General features: G+C 36.1%; 13 protein-coding genes. 6 read left to right on the top strand and 7 right to left on the bottom strand.

The annotated features are described in order from the left end of the window. Positions 1–45 precede the first annotated feature (45 nt). The 3 genes from J4771_RS03805 (at position 46) to J4771_RS03795 (ending at position 2542) form a co-directional block, all read left to right on the top strand. Positions 46–1017: a GSCFA domain-containing protein gene (locus tag J4771_RS03805; protein WP_224136574.1), complete on the top strand. Its 972-nt coding sequence runs from the start codon at positions 46–48 to the stop codon at positions 1015–1017. Between the two features lie 186 nt (positions 1018–1203). Beyond that, the gene (locus J4771_RS03800) at positions 1204–1722 is read left to right on the top strand and encodes a GNAT family N-acetyltransferase (protein WP_224136573.1); all 519 of its coding nucleotides are present in this window, start codon (positions 1204–1206) and stop codon (positions 1720–1722) included. Between the two features lie 52 nt (positions 1723–1774). After that, on the top strand, positions 1775–2542 hold the full coding sequence (locus J4771_RS03795) for a TatD family hydrolase (protein ID WP_224136570.1): 768 nt from the start codon (positions 1775–1777) through the stop codon (positions 2540–2542). Positions 2543–2622: 80 nt separating this feature from the next. Here J4771_RS03795 and J4771_RS03790 read toward each other — a convergent pair whose 3' ends face one another. From J4771_RS03790 to J4771_RS03765, 6 genes are all read right to left on the bottom strand, one after another. Beyond that, positions 2623–3873, bottom strand: a complete 1251-nt coding sequence (locus J4771_RS03790) for a DEAD/DEAH box helicase (protein WP_224136568.1) — start codon at positions 3871–3873, stop codon at positions 2623–2625. Between the two features lie 205 nt (positions 3874–4078). After that, complete coding sequence (locus J4771_RS03785; protein WP_224136566.1) at positions 4079–4636, bottom strand: 3'-5' exonuclease; 558 nt, start codon at positions 4634–4636, stop codon at positions 4079–4081. Between the two features lie 147 nt (positions 4637–4783). Further along, on the bottom strand, positions 4784–5548 hold the full coding sequence (locus tag J4771_RS03780; RefSeq protein ID WP_224136564.1) for an alpha/beta hydrolase: 765 nt from the start codon (positions 5546–5548) through the stop codon (positions 4784–4786). Between the two features lie 116 nt (positions 5549–5664). Then, positions 5665–6522, bottom strand: a complete 858-nt coding sequence (locus tag J4771_RS03775; RefSeq protein ID WP_224136562.1) for an alpha/beta hydrolase — start codon at positions 6520–6522, stop codon at positions 5665–5667. A gap of 66 nt (positions 6523–6588) precedes the next feature. Next, positions 6589–7557, bottom strand: a complete 969-nt coding sequence (locus J4771_RS03770; protein WP_224137765.1) for a glycosyltransferase family 2 protein — start codon at positions 7555–7557, stop codon at positions 6589–6591. Positions 7558–7640: 83 nt separating this feature from the next. Then, positions 7641–8519, bottom strand: coding sequence for a lysophospholipid acyltransferase family protein (locus tag J4771_RS03765; RefSeq protein ID WP_224136560.1), 879 nt, complete (start codon positions 8517–8519; stop codon positions 7641–7643). A gap of 203 nt (positions 8520–8722) precedes the next feature. On the opposite strand from J4771_RS03765, the gene J4771_RS03760 reads away from it, so the two are divergent. After that, a complete protein-coding gene (locus tag J4771_RS03760) occupies positions 8723–9196 on the top strand; it encodes a thioredoxin family protein (protein WP_224137763.1) in 474 nt (157 codons plus the stop codon). Between the two features lie 122 nt (positions 9197–9318). Here J4771_RS03760 and J4771_RS03755 read toward each other — a convergent pair whose 3' ends face one another. Further along, positions 9319–10680: an aldehyde dehydrogenase gene (locus J4771_RS03755; RefSeq protein WP_224136558.1), complete on the bottom strand. Its 1362-nt coding sequence runs from the start codon at positions 10678–10680 to the stop codon at positions 9319–9321. A 96-nt stretch (positions 10681–10776) separates the two neighbouring features. Between J4771_RS03755 and J4771_RS03750 the strand changes: the two genes are divergently transcribed. Both J4771_RS03750 and purB read left to right on the top strand, forming a co-directional pair. Continuing rightward, positions 10777–11583 (top strand): SDR family oxidoreductase, encoded by an 807-nt coding sequence (locus tag J4771_RS03750; protein ID WP_224136556.1) that lies wholly within the window; start codon positions 10777–10779, stop codon positions 11581–11583. 236 nt (positions 11584–11819) lie between these two features. Then, positions 11820–13247, top strand: a complete 1428-nt coding sequence (gene purB, locus J4771_RS03745) for an adenylosuccinate lyase (RefSeq protein ID WP_224136554.1) — start codon at positions 11820–11822, stop codon at positions 13245–13247. The last annotated feature ends 182 nt before the right edge of the window (positions 13248–13429 follow it).

Below are 13429 nucleotides of genomic sequence, written 5' to 3'. Positions count from 1 at the left end.
GGAGGCAAAAATTTGACAAATTTTTGAAGAGGTAGTAAACGAGTTATGAAATTTCGCACCGAAGTAAACATCGAAAACTCATCCAAAAAAATTGAAGTTGAAGACCAAATATTTTCAATCGGTTCGTGCTTTTCTACGGAGATTTCTGACCTCCTTAAAACGGGGCAGATTCAAACTTTCAATAATCCATTTGGAACGATTTTCAATCCATTTTCGATTAATAATTCCATTAAAAAACTCCACGATTCGCAGTTTTATACCGAAGAAGATTTAATCAGTTACAATGAAGAAGTGATTTCGCTCGACCATCACACCAGTTTTAATTCGAGGTTTGCGCATCAAACTTTAGAGAAAATCAACACCAAAATTGAGGATGCGAATCTCTTCCTACAAAATACGGATTGGGTCATTATCACGTACGGAACTTCTTTTGTCTACGAATTTTTACCCAAGAAAAAATTGGTGGCAAACTGCCACAAAATTCCCGGAAAGTTTTTTGAAAAACGACTTCTAACAAATCTTGAATTGACCGATTCCATTTACGAAACAGTTACCCTTTTAAAAGATATCTGCAAAAAAGAAGTGCAGATTTTGTTCACTGTTTCGCCGGTTCGTCACACCAAAGACGGGATGGTTGAAAATAATTTGAGTAAAGCCAAACTTATTTCCGCCATTCATGAAATTTTGCCGCAGTTTGAAAACTGTTATTATCTCCCGATTTATGAGATTTTGATGGATGATTTGCGGGATTACCGTTTTTACAAAGACGACATGATTCACCCCAATTCACAGGCGGTTCAATACATTTGGAAAAAGTTTGGAAACGCGTTTTTCACAGATGAAACCAAAGAATTCATTACTGAAAACTTCAAAATTGCAAAGTCTTTGGAACACCGAACTTTCGATGAAAAAAATCCCAAATACCAGGAATTTCTAGAAAATTTGAAAGGAAGAATTGCATTGCAACAAACCAAAGTAAAGCATCCTATTTTTACAACAATAATTAAAAGTCAATAGGGAAATTTTTTCCACGAAAAGTCTGTGATGAATTTCTATTAAAGCCACGAAGTGGCGAAATCAATAGCCAATGCTGAAGCCATTGGAACAATAAACAGATTGATATCGTAATTGATTCAACAGGAACGGACTTAAGTCCGTTTTATGTAAGAAAAGTTCTATTGGCTTTAGCCAAAACTTAAAAAAATGGGAGAAATTAAAGTTAGAAAAATTACAAGCGTAGATTTAACAGATTTAGTAAAAATCAGTCGTCAAACGTTTACCGAAACTTTCGAGGAAGTTAATTTCGAAGAAGATATGCAAAAATATCTTTCTGAAAACTTAAGCGAAGAGCAATTACAATCCGAATTAGATAATCCTGAATCCGAATTTTATTTTGCCGAAAACAAGGATGAAATTTTAGGATATTTAAAACTAAATTCAGGAAATTCACAAACCGAAAACAAAAATGAAAATTCAATTGAAATCGAAAGAATATATGTTCGCAAAGAATTTCTGCGAATGAAAATCGGTCAACTTCTTCTAGACCATTCCATTCAAATTGCCAAAGAAAAAAAAGCAGAATTCATTTGGCTTGGAGTTTGGGAACACAACGAACGAGCCCTGAAATTCTACGGGAAAAACGGTTTTGAAGTTTACAGCAAACACGATTTCGTACTTGGAAAAGATGTTCAAACCGACTTATTGATGAAAATGAATTTATAGTAAAATTTCAAACGAATTTTTAAACTTAAACCTTGCATCCTGCACCGATTTTATGATTGATACACACACTCACCTATACTCCGAAGAATTCGACCACGACAGAAAGGAAATGATTGAAAGAGCCATTAATAAAGGCGTTTCAAAATTTTATCTTCCTGCAATCGATTCTGAACATCACGAAAAAATGTTGGATTTAGAGAAGGAATATCCCGATCAAATTTTTTCAATGATTGGACTTCATCCTTGTTACGTAAAACCCGAAACTTGGGAAAACGAACTGCAAATTGTTGCAAGTTATTTGAATCAAAGAAGTTTTCCGGCAATTGGTGAAATTGGGATTGATTTATATTGGGACAAAACGACTTTGGATATTCAAGTTAAGGCATTCGAAAAACAAATTGATTGGGCGATTGAAAAAGATTTGCCCATCGTGATTCACACCCGCGAAAGTTTCGATGAGGTTTTTGAGGTTTTAGAAAGAAAAAAACATCCAAAATTACGTGGAATTTTTCACTGTTTTTCAGGGAATTTAGAACAGGCAAAACATGCAATCGACTTAAACTTTCTGCTTGGAATTGGTGGAGTAGTGACCTTTAAAAACGGCAAGATAGACCAGTTTCTGCATGAAATTCCTTTAGAAAAAATCGTGTTAGAAACCGATTCACCTTATCTCGCTCCAGTTCCACACCGAGGCAAACGTAATGAAAGTTCGTACTTGGATTTGGTGGTCGGAAAACTCGTCAATATTTATGGAAAAGATTTTTCAGAAATCGATAGAATTACCACAGAAAACGCGAATCGTATTTTCAACTCAAAATAGAAATCTGCGAAATCCGCTAAATCTGCGAGCGACTATTTTCTCGCAGATTTAGCAGATGACGCAGATTAAGAAGGGATAATTTATTTCTTCCTAAAAAACCCTTTGTTTTTCGGTTTCTTATAGCCAATATTTTCCTTCGATTGTGGTTTCGGCTTTGGAACAAAAGGTTTATTGTTTGAATCTCTCTTTGTCACTACCAAATCATCGGTGTGAAACGGGTGGTCTTTCTCTACCGGAATTTTTTTTCCAATCAGTTTCTCCGTATTTTTCAGGTTAATCAAATCCAAACCATCAACAAAAGAAATCGATTTTCCTTCTGCACCGGCTCTTCCTGTCCTACCAATGCGGTGAACATAAGTTTCGGAAACATCGGAAAGTTCGAAGTTTACCACGTATTTCAGTTCATCAATATCGATTCCTCTTGCTGCGATATCGGTGGCAACCAAAACTCTCGATTTTCCTGATTTAAAGTTGGTTAAAGCGTTTTGTCTTTGATTTTGAGACTTATTTCCGTGAATTGCTTCCGCAGAAATTTTGTGTTTTTGTAGTTTTCTCGCAATTTTATCTGCTCCATGTTTCGTCCTTGAAAAAACGAGAACGGAATCTGAAATATCGTTCTGAAGAATATGCGTCAACAAATCGAGTTTGTCATCTTTTTCCACAAAATATACTTTCTGCTGGATCGTGTCCGCAGTTGCAGAAACGGGCGCAACAGAAACTTTCACAGGATTATTTAGAATCGAATCCGCCAAGTTTTTAATTTCATCGGGAAAAGTCGCCGAGAAAAACAAAGTCTGTCTTTTTGGTGGTAAAAGCTTCACAATCCTTTTCACATCGTGAACAAATCCCATGTCGAGCATTCTGTCGGCTTCATCAAGAACGAAAATTTCCAAATTTTTCAAAGAAATAATTCCCTGCGAGATAAAGTCGAGCAATCTTCCCGGAGTAGCCACCAAAATATCGACGCCTTTTTTCAAAGACGCTTCTTGCGCTCCTTGTTTCACACCGCCGAAAACAACGAGGTTTCTCAATCTCAAATGTCTTCCGTAAGCGTTAAAACTTTCTTCAATCTGAATCGCCAATTCTCTTGTCGGCGTTAAAATCAAAGCTTTAATTTGGTTGTTTCTGACATTCTTTTCAGTCAGATTCTGTAAAATTGGAATAGCAAATGCAGCCGTTTTTCCGGTTCCGGTTTGTGCGGTTCCGAGCAAATCTCTGCCTTGTAAAATGTTGGGAATTGCTTTTTGCTGAATTGGGGTTGGTTGCGTGTAACCTTCCTCCTGTAACGCTTTCGCGATAGGTTCGATTAGTTTTAAGTCGGTAAAATTCAAATGAAATGTTTTTTTTATTAAAAATGAAACTCATGTCATTCTTTTAATGTAACGAAGAAATGAATGAAAAAGAATTTTCAGCTCCGAAAAGAAATCGGATTCATCAAGAATGACTACGTTCATAAAAAATCCTTCCGCGAAGAAGGAATTTTGTGCTGCAAAGATAGTTTAAATAATTTTAGCAACTTGTTTTTGGTTAAAACAATTATAAAACTTTCAAATTTTTCTTCAAAACATCCCGAACTTCGTCATTTCTTGTCAACATTAATTTCTGAAAAGCAAGAAGTGAAATTTTAGCGCAAACTTCCGCATCGTCTCCTGCTCGGTGATGGTTGAAAGAAATTTGGTGTTGTTCTGCCAAACTTTTCAATCCATATTTCGGCAGATTTTTCCAAGATTTTTTGGCTAAAGAAATCGAGCAAAGATAATTGAGTTTTGGTTTAAAAAATCCGTAGTAATCTAGACAGCCGCGCAAAACTCCCGCGTCAAATCCGGCGTTATGCGCAATCATCAAGTTTCCGTACATCAAATTTTCGGCTTCGTGCCAAATGTCTTCAAACGTGGGTGAATCCTGAACATCTTCGGGTGTAATTCCGTGAACATCAATATTTCTTGGATGAAAATAGGGAAAACTCGGCGGTTTAATGAGCCAAGTCTTGGTTTCCACAATTTCGCCATTTTCTACCACGCAGATTCCCATTTCACAAGCAGAGTTTCGTTCATGAGTGGCGGTTTCAAAATCGATGGCGCAGAAATCAAGCATTAGGAAAATTTTGTCTGAATTGGTTTAATGTTATTTGATGTAGCTTGTTTTTGTTTGTTCCAAGTTTTAAGTTTCAGGTTCCAAGTTAGGTTATCAAATTCATTGCGAAGCAAATTGACCCGAAGAAATTGATTATTCACCTTTTTATTATAATATTTTCTTCATTTCTTCTACAAACTCATCATATTTAATCAAGTCTTCATGCGTTCCGCCTTTAATTTCAATAAATTTTTTTGGAATTTTCGGATGTTCCTTTTCGAAAACCTCAAACAGTTTTTTCCCCGATTTTAAAGGAACAACTGAATCTTTCGTTCCATGAAAATGATAAAGCGGAACTTTTATTTTTAGAATATTTTGGTTAGAGAGAAAGTGATAAGTCATCTTCGGGGAAACTTTGTCGGTGACTTTTCCCGGCAACCAACGGTTTACAATGTCTTGAAGATTGTAAAAGGTGGCTTCTAAAATCACCATTTTTGGCTGGTTTTCTCCTGCAATTTTTGTTGCAAATGCGCCGCCTAAACTTCTTCCGTACACAATAATCTTGTTCTCGCCATAATTTTCCTTGGCAAAATCATAAAAAAATTGAGCATCAGAATAAAGGTATTCCTCATTTCTTGGGCCTGAACTTTTTCCGTAACCACGATAGTCCATCACCAAAACATCATATCCAAATTTCGTAAAATCCACTGCAATTTTTCCCCATCGGTGAAGATTATCCGCATTTCCGTGGAAGTAGGCGATGACTCCTTTTGGATTTTTAATCCTGAAATGAAGCACATTGATTTTCCCATCAAAAGGAGTGTCCCAAAGATATTCCTCAAAATCATTTTCAAAATCGTAAGTGTGGTCATTTGGCAAAATAACCGGCAAAAAAACCACTTTTTCCTGAAAATATTTGAGTAATTCGGACATTGTGCAAAGATAGCAAATGCTTTTGGGTTTCGGCAATTGGCTTTCAGCAAAAATAAATCATCCATCATCTATTCATCATTCATCATTCATTATTCATCATTCATCAGTGATGATAATTACTTCCTGTGCGAATAACCCAAACTCGTTGTTTCGGCATTGATGAAGACTTTTCTTTCCTCAAAAATCTCCTCCATCACTCGGTGATATTCTTCAAACTGATGTACGTTGATGTGTCCTGCTCTCAAAATCACGTAAAGCCTAGTCAATTCGGGATTAATTTCTGACAAATCAACTGCAGTGCTTATTGGAACGAGTTTGTCATCACTTCCGTGAATAATTTTTATAGGACAACGAACATTTTTTAAATAATGAAAAGTCGGAATATTGTAGCGCAAAAAAGGTTTTGCAGGCATAAACGGAAGGTAACGGTGAATCGTCCTTAACAAAGAATAAAGTGGAGAAGTGAGAATCAGAAGTCGCGGATTGTTTTTCGCAGCCAATCGCGCCGCAAATCCCGAGCCGAGAGAACGACCGTAAACAACAATTTTGTCTTCTGAATATTGCTTTTTTGCAAGATTGTAGATGAATTGTGAATCACGTTTCATGGCTTCGACGTTGCGTTTTCCGGTGCTTTTCCCGAATCCGCGATAATCCATCATGATGACTTCGTAACCAAGTCGCGTGAAATCGATGGCGAATTTTCCCCAACCTTTGATACTTTTCGTATTTCCCTTTAAATAAATCACGACTCCTTTCGGGTTATCGACGATGAAATGCAGATAATTGATTTTTGCTCCCGGTTCAGGTTCCACGGTGACTTCTTCGGCTTTCAAATTATCGTACGCAAACTTGAAATCGGGTGGAAGTTTTTCTGGCTGGAAGAAAAATTTGTGTTGAAAAAAATAGATGATCAACCCGATAATCAAGGTACTGGCTACGATAATTCCGATGACGAGATAAATATCTATTTTCATAAATCATTACAAAAGTAGAGATTTTTATTGGAATTAATTAAAAAGAAAAAGAATTTTTCAGAAAATCTACAGGAAATGTCTAAAAATCAACCATTTGGATTGAAAGTAATCATGGATTTGATTATTTCCACGACGTTTTATGGTTTCCGGAACTTGGGCATAAAATCCAAAATGAGCCCTTACAACTCCCCAAAAATGAGGGAAACCGTTTTTTAAGCCAAAATAAATTCCGGCAATTGCGTCCAAACACAAACGGAAAAAGATCAACCAAATCAGTTTTCGAAAAGGCAAGTTTTTCAACAACATCGAAAGATTATTTCGGATGTTGAGATAAGTTTTTTCTGCGCTTTGTTTACTCAAAGTTCCACCACCGACATGATAAACAGTGGATTTCGCGGTGTAGAAAATTTTCTTTCCCGAGTTAATCAAACGCCAACACAAATCAATTTCTTCTTGATGAGCGAAAAATCTTTCATCAAACCCTTTTTGTTCCCAAAAATCCTTGGAGCGAATAAAAAAACAGCAACCTGAAGCCCAGAAAATTTCGGTTTCGTCATCATACTGACCTTTATCTTCCTCGGTTTTTTCAAAAACTCTTCCTCTACAATAAGGATAACCAAGATTATCGATAAAACCACCTGCAGCACCTGCAAATTCGAAATAATTTCTTTTGTTGTAATCCAAAATTTTCGGTTGAACTGCAGCAATGTTTTTGTCTTTTTCAAACAAATTTAAAACAGGTTGCAACCAGTTTTCAGTCACTTCTACATCGGAGTTTAGAAGGCAGTAAATTTCGGCATCAATCTTTTTTAAACCTTCATTGTAACCGCCTGCAAAACCAAAATTTTCTTTATTCTGAACAATTTTAACCGTTGGAAAATTCAAGTTTAAAAATTCTACGGAATTATCAGTTGAACCGTTGTCAACTACATAGACTTCTGCATTTTGGGAATAAAGAATGACTTTGGGTAGAAATTTTTCCAACCAATTTTTGCCGTTCCAACTTAAAATGACGATTGCTAATTTATTCAAGATTCAAATATTCAAGATTCCAAATTCGATTTTGATAAAAACAATTAAGTGGTTTAAATTAATCATTATCAATTATCATTTATCAATCATTCTTTGTCCATTACCTTAATCGCATGTTGATATTTCCATCTTCGGTGCGACCACAAATAATTGTCGGGTCTTTTGTTGATCGTATTCTCCAGCAGTTTATGGAATTTTTTCACCACTTCATGTTCCACAAATTTTTCACCGTCTGGATAAATGCGGTAATAGTTGATTTGGTAAAAACCGCGTTTTACTTTCTTCATGTCGCAATACACAAAAGCCAAATCCATCCTTGTAGAAAGCTTGTCGTAGCCGATGAAAGCGGGAGTTTTTTGGTTAAGGAAATTCAATCCATAAGTTATTTCCGAGAAATGTGGAGTTTGGTCGGCAACAAACATGTATACAGAATTTCCGTCGTTTGGATTTCTGAAAATATGGCGAATCACTTCCTTTGCCTCAATCGCATGATTTCCGAATCGATTGCGGATTGATTTTACTTTTTCTTCCCAAAAATTGCTCTGAACTTTTCGGTAAACCGGGAAGCTGTTTTCTTGCGGAATAATCGTTGCCAAAGCATTGAACCACTCCCAATTGAAAACGTGACCGGAAAGTAGGATCACATTTTTGCCTTCTGCTTTTGCCTCGTGGAAGACGGCCTGATTCAGGTGTTGAACTCTGACCCTCAATTCGTGCGATGACATTGTAAAAGATTTTAAAGTTTCAACAATATAATCTGAAAAATTCAGATAAAAATTCTTCCTTATTTTCTTTAATTCTTCGTTTGTTCTATGGGGAAATGAGTTTCTTAAATTTTCGGAAACCACCTCTTTTCGATATCCGGCGATATGATAAATCAAGAAAAAAGTACAATCGGAAAAAATGTACAGGATTTTCAGCGGAAGTTTGGAGAAAAGTAGAATAATCTTAAATAGGAAGTCCATAAACGGTTGCAAATTTAATCATAAATAAATTTATCATTGGTTCTATTTTTGTTAATTTGCAATGATTTACTCTAAAAAAGAATTTAATGAAAAATAGTAAAGTGAAATTGTTCGCATTTTCCTCATTATTTATAATGGGCTTTGCCTGTTCCCAAAAAACAGATGATTTACAGGCTAAAAAAATCGAAACCGACAAATCATTAATGGTAGAAGCAGACAGTGCAGCCATTGCAGAAGCCAAGAAAAAAGCGGCAGCTGAAGAAAAAGCAAAGCTCCCTAAACCTTATAACGACAAGGAAAATGCGGAAGCAAAAATTGCAGAACTGGTAAAAATTGCGAAGAAAGAAAATAAAAATATTATTCTTCAAGCAGGTGGAAACTGGTGTATTTGGTGTTTGAGATTTAATAATTATGTACAGACAACTCCCGAATTAAAGGAGATTATCGACCAAAATTACCTTTATTATCACTTAAATTATTCACCAGAAAATAAAAATGTGAAAGTTTTCGCAAAATATGGAAATCCTGGTGAAAAGTTTGGCTATCCTGTTTTCATAGTTTTGGATAAGGACGGAAAACAAATCCACACGCAGGACAGCGCAGTTTTGGAGGAAGGAAAAGGGTACAGTTTGGAAAAAGTGAAGGAATTTTTCAACGCTTGGAAACCAAAAGGATAAAAGAGAATTTTCGGTTAATAAATAAAAGGTGGTCAATTTTAAACCACCTTTTTTGATGTATTTTTTGCAATAAAATCTGCGAAATCCCCTAAATCTGCGAGAAAATATAACGGCATGAAAAGTTAAAGAACTCGCTTAATCCAAGTCAATTTTTTCTGTGAATAAGGAGGATATTTCAAATCAGGTTCGCCCCAAGTTGTACGTTCCAATATTGCTTTCTGATGAGAAAAAGTATCGAAACCAAATTTCCCGTGATAATTCCCGATTCCCGAATTTCCCACGCCGCCGAAAGGAAGATGGTCATTACTCAGATGCATCACCACGTCATTAATACATCCGCCGCCAAAAGAAATCCTAGAAGTAAATAGATCTTTTTCTTCGGAATTGTTGGTGAACAAATAGGCAGCGAGTGGTTTTTCATGCTTAGAAATTTGAAGAAGCGCTTCGTTGAAATTTTTGTAAGTCAAAACAGGTAGAATAGGACCGAAAATTTCTTCCTGCATCACCGAATCTTCCCAAGTGACGTTCTGCAAAATCGTAGGTTCGATGAATCTTTTTCTAGCATCAAAATTTCCGCCGTAAAAAACATTTTCCGGGTCGATCATTTTTATCAATCGCTCGAAATTTTTCTCGTTAATGATTTGTGTATATTGTTCGGAATCAGCTTTGTAACTGAACTTTTGAATATATTTCTTTAGGGAAGTAACTAAACTGTCTTTCACTCGTTCATCCACCAAAATATAATCAGGAGCAACGCAAGTTTGTCCTGCATTTAGAAATTTCCCCCAAACAATTCTTCTTGCCGCTACTTCTAAATTTGCCGACGCAGCAACGATTGCAGGACTTTTTCCACCCAATTCCAAAGTAACGGGAGTTAGGTTTTTTGCGGCGGCTTCGTAAACGATTTTGCCCACTTTGGTACTTCCCGTGAAAAATATTTTATCGAATTTTAGTTCTAGAATCCCGGTGATTTCTTCCACACCGCCTTCTACAGCAAACAGATATTCTCTCGGAAAATTTTCGTTGATTATTTTCGCCATCGCTTTCATGGAATTTTCCGCCACTTCACTTGGTTTCAAAATACAGGTATTTCCCGCTGCAACTGCTGCAATTAATGGCGAAAGTGAAAGTTGATACGGATAATTCCAAGCACCGATGACCAAAGTATTTCCCAAAGGTTCAGAATAAATTTTGCTCGAACCTAATTGATTTGCCAAATTAGTTCTCACTTTTTTCGGACTTGAAAGTGAATTGAGATTCTTTAAATAAAACTCAATTTCCTTTAAAACAAAAGAAATCTCCGTGGTAAAAGTATCAAACTTTGACTTGCCAAAATCTTTGTAAATCGCTTCATACATTAAGTCTTCATTTTTAAGGATGGCTTCTTTCAGTTGTTGAAGTGCCCTTTTTCGGAACTTAACATTTTTGGTTTTTTGGGAATTGAAAAACTCCTTTTGTTCGTTTAATATCTCTTGAAAATTCATTACTTTTAAAGTTTTAATCTAAAAATTTTAGACCTGCAGATCATTTCTACAATTTTAAAACAAATTTACTTCAAATAAAATATACCAACATTAAAGATGTATTTCAAAAATAAAACGGTACTCATCACAGGCGGCGCTTCAGGAATCGGTAAAATCATGGCGAGAAAATCCTTGGAAAGAGGATGCAAGAATTTGATTATTTGGGATATAGATGAACTTGGTTCTCAAAAAACAAAAGATGAATTTTCCAAAATTGGTGGTGAAATTTTTATTTTTAAAGTCGATATTTCCAATGTTGACGAAATCCGTATTAATGCACAAAAAGTCCGGACTGACATCGGAAAAGTAGATATTTTAATTAATAATGCCGGAATTGTGGTCGGAAAATATTTTCACGAGCACACGCATGAACAAATCCAAAAAAGTATGCAGATCAATGCAAATGCAGCGATGCACCTCACTTTAGAATTTCTTGCAGAAATGATGAAGGAAAATTCTGGCGCAGTCTGCAATATTGCTTCTTCTGCGGGATTAATTTCCAATCCGAAGATGTCGGTTTACGCCGCCTCAAAATGGTCGGTTGTTGGTTGGAGCGACAGTTTGCGCCTGGAAATGGAGCAACTTGGAAAAAATATTTCGCTGACAACGATTATGCCTTTCTATATTAATACAGGAATGTTCGACGGCGTGAAATCGAAACTTCTTCCCATTTTAGAACCTGAAAAAACTTCAGAAAAAATCATTACAGCGATTGAATCAAAAAGAAAAATGTTGGCAATGCCGCTTCCTTATTGGTTCATCCGGTTTTCGCAAGGGATTTTGCCGCTTCCTGCATTTGATTGGGTGATGAAAAATATTTTCGGAATTTACGATACGATGAACGAATTCAAAGGACGAAACTGAAAGAAATCAAATCGGTAACAAAAACATCTTTTAATTCCTCTATTTTTGACCTGGGAGATTTTTGCGTAAAAAGATCCGGTCTTGATTTTTTGGATACTTTTGCATAAAGGCAAAAGTATCATTATTAAAGATGGAGTTTTACTCAATTTCATAATTCTCCATCTTTTGCAGAAAATCATTTTTATTAAACATTAAAAAATCGTATTTTTGGGCATCTAAAAAAGTAAAAAGAAAGCATGGATTCCTACAAAAACCCACTTGAAGAACGCTATTCAAGTGAGGAAATGCTCTATAATTTCTCGCCCAACAACAAGTTCAGAAACTGGCGGAAACTATGGATCGCACTCGCCGAAATCGAGAAAGATTTAGGTCTCGAAATCACCGACGAGCAAATTTCCCAACTCAAAGAAAACGCTGAAAACATCGATTACGACAAAGCAGAGAAATATGAAAAAAAGTTCCGACACGACGTGATGGCGCATGTTCACACCTATGGTGACGCTGCACCTTTGGCGAAAGGAATTATTCATTTGGGAGCAACTTCCGCATTTGTGGGTGATAATACCGATTTAATACAAATTCGTGACGGACTTTTACTCATCAGAAAACAATTGGTGAATGTCATTAAAAACCTCTCCGATTTTGCCCTAAAATACAAAGATTTACCGACGCTTGGTTTTACACATTATCAACCTGCACAATTAACGACCGTCGGGAAACGCGCGACTTTATGGCTTCAATCCTTAATTCTTGATTTTGAAGAACTGGAATTTTTCCTTGAAACTTTAAGATTTCGTGGCGTAAAAGGAACAACTGGAACTGCGGCGAGTTTCTTGGAATTGTTCAACGGCGATTATTCCAAAGTAAAACATTTGGACAAGGAACTGTCGAAACGTTTTGGTTTTGATAAGGTTTTCGGGGTTTCCGGACAAACTTACGACCGAAAAATTGATGCAAAAGTGGTTTCACTACTATCGAATATTGCACAATCTGCACATAAATTCACGAACGATTTACGTCTCTTACAGAATTTAAAGGAAATCGAGGAACCTTTTGAAAAAAATCAAATTGGTTCTTCTGCAATGGCTTATAAGAGAAATCCGATGCGTTCCGAAAGAATTGGTGCACTCGCAAAGTTTGTGATTTCGCTTTCCACAAGCTCTGCAATGGTCGCTTCAACACAGTGGTTTGAGAGAACTTTAGATGATTCTGCAAACAAAAGATTGACGATTCCACAAGCGTTTTTGGCAGTTGACGCCATTCTTTTGATTTGGAATAATATTATGAATGGAATTGTGGTTTACGAAAATCGAATCCAAAAACATATTATGGAAGAACTTCCTTTCATGGCGACAGAATATATCATTATGGAAGAAGTAAAAGCAGGAGGTGACCGACAGGAAATCCACGAAACCATCCGAGTTCATTCCATGGAAGCTTCGAAAAAAGTGAAAATAGAAGGAAAGGAAAACGATTTGATTGAAAGAATTATGAACGATTCTTCCCTCAAAATGGACAAATCAAAAATCACAGAAGTTCTAGATCCGAAAAACTTTATCGGTTTTGCACCCATTCAGACCGAGGAGTTTATTGAGAATGAAGTTCAACCGATTTTGAAAAAATATTCCGACCTAATTGGTTTAGAAGCCGACCTTAAAGTATAAATGTGTGCAGTCTTTTTGGCTGCATATTTTTTATGATACAGTAAAGCCACGAAGTGGCGACATCAATAACAAAGGATAAAGCCCTTTGAATAAAGAAAAAATGAAATAGTAAAGGTGCGAAGCACCGACATCAATAAAATATTATTAGAGATCAAAAACATCTGAAATCTGATAGCTAGAAA

Origin of the sequence: Candidatus Kaistella beijingensis, from assembly GCF_020084865.1 — a bacterium.
GTDB lineage: Bacteria > Bacteroidota > Bacteroidia > Flavobacteriales > Weeksellaceae > Kaistella > Kaistella beijingensis.
This window is presented reverse-complemented; position numbering and strand designations above follow the sequence as displayed.